Raw genomic sequence first — 1,934 nt, 5'->3', positions numbered from 1 at the left:
TGGTGGCTGGCGACCGTGAAGCCGGGCGTGCTGGAGCTCACGTTGTCGCTGTCGAACGCCCCCGAGAGCGCGCCGCCGTAGTTGAACAGACGGTACCAGCCGGCCGAGGCGGCCGTGGCTTGCAAGCGGCCGCCCAGCTGCAGGTTGCCCCCGACCACCACCAGGTCGTTGGCCGTGCCACCGACCACACCGGCCTGGCCGAGTTCAAACACCGAGGTGGAGCCGCTGCCGAGCGTGAGGTCGCCGTTGACGGTGAGCGTTCCCGGGCTGTTGCCGGCCGAGAGGGTGGCGCCGCTGACGAGGTTGACGTTGCCGCCGATGACACCCGAGCCACCCAGCGTGCCGGTGTTATTGACCCGCACGTTGCCGGCCACGGCACCGTTCACGGCCAGTGTGCCGGCGTTGATGGTGGTGATGCCGGTGTAGGTGTTGGTGCCCGAGAGCGTGAGGGTGTGCGAGCCCGACTTCTGCAGCGAGATGCCGCCTGTGCCGTCTTCGATGGTGCCGGTAAAGATGGAGTCGGCCGTGCTGCCCGTGCCCGCACGCAGCGTCGCCGTCCCTTGAGCGGGAGCGGAGTTCGTGATGAGGCCGTCTCCGCGCAGATGTGAGGCATCGACCGTGTTCCCATTGAGGTCTGCCGTGGCACCTGCGGCAATGTTCAACGATCCACCGGAAATGCTCAGCATCGCTGCGGAGCCGAAGCCCGGGGCTCCATATTGCAGGGTGCCATGGTCGACATGCACGTTGACGGGTGCGGCTCTACGGATCACGCCCAGTTGAACCGTGCCGGCATGGCCGGCCGAGCCGATGCGCAGGGTCCCTCCAGCGTTCTGCCGGCCGATCTGTTCGGCCGACACCGCAAACCTCTGGTTGTCGGCGGCGGAAATCCGGCCGTCCGTGACGATCAGCTGGGCAGGGCCCAAGCTGCCCGAGACCGTGCTGAGCAGTTCGGCGCCGTCGTGGAGCACGACCTGACCCGCGCCCAGCGCCGACGTGCTGGCGATGGCGAGCGTGCCGGCGTTGACGGTGGTGCCGCCGGTGTAGGTGCTGACACCACCGAGCGTGGTGGTGCCAGTGCCTTGTTTGACGAGACCACCCGCACCGCGGACGCCACCCTCAAAGCGCTGGTCCGTGTCGTCGCCGAAGGTCAGGTTGTGGGCGCCGAGTACGATGCTGCTGCTCATCCCACCAGAGAGCGCGCCGATGGTGCGGTCGTCGTTTGCTCTGCTGATGTCGAAGCGCGCTGTGCCCGTCAAGGCCACGGCACCTTGCGCGTGCAAGCTGCCAGTACCGCGCAATGCCAGCGTGCCGGCGTTGATGGTGGTGCCACCGCTGTAGGTGTTGGCGGCGGTGAACGTGGTGGTGCCGATGCCTTGTTTGACGAGACCACCGGTACCGCCGATGACGCCACCAAAGCTCGGGTTGGTGCTGTCGCCAAAGGTCAGGGAGCGGGCGCCGAGTGCGATGCTGCTGCCCGTCACACCAGAGAGTGCGCCGATGGTGCGGTTGCCATTGGCCGCGCTGATGTCGAAGCGCGCTGTGTTGCCCGTCAAGGCCACAGCACCTTGCGTGTCCAAGCTGCTCGAACCGCTCAACGCCAACGTGCCGCCGTTGACGGTGGTGGCGCCTGTGTAGGTGTTGGCGCCCGATAGCGTGAGCGTGCCCGTGCCGACCTTGAACAGGCTGTTGCCCGTGCCGTTGACGATGGCCGTGGCAATGTCTGCCGTGATGCCCGCGTCCACGTTGATTGCGCCTTGTGTGCCCGTGGCCGATGCGATGGCCAACTGGCCGCCGCTGAGCTGGTAACCGCTGGTGGAGAACTGCAGGGTGTCAAAGGCTTGTGTGCCTTGCACGGTGACGGTACCGCCGGCCTGGCCGCCGAAGACCGCCACCGAGCTGCCCCAGCCGCCGGGGTTGAGGCCGTTGCTGTCGGT

General features: G+C 67.4%; 1 protein-coding gene. It reads right to left on the bottom strand.

Going from position 1 to position 1,934, the window contains the following annotated elements; genetic code table 11:
• The coding region (locus HPA01S_RS22360; RefSeq protein WP_174525318.1) for a beta strand repeat-containing protein at positions 1-1,934 on the bottom strand (1,934 nt) is incomplete at both ends.

The organism is Hydrogenophaga palleronii NBRC 102513 (genome assembly GCF_001571225.1).
In the GTDB taxonomy this organism is placed as follows: Bacteria; Pseudomonadota; Gammaproteobacteria; order Burkholderiales; family Burkholderiaceae_C; genus Hydrogenophaga; species Hydrogenophaga palleronii.
The sequence above is the reverse complement of the archived record's forward strand: the minus strand, read 5'-3'. Positions and strand labels throughout refer to the sequence as shown.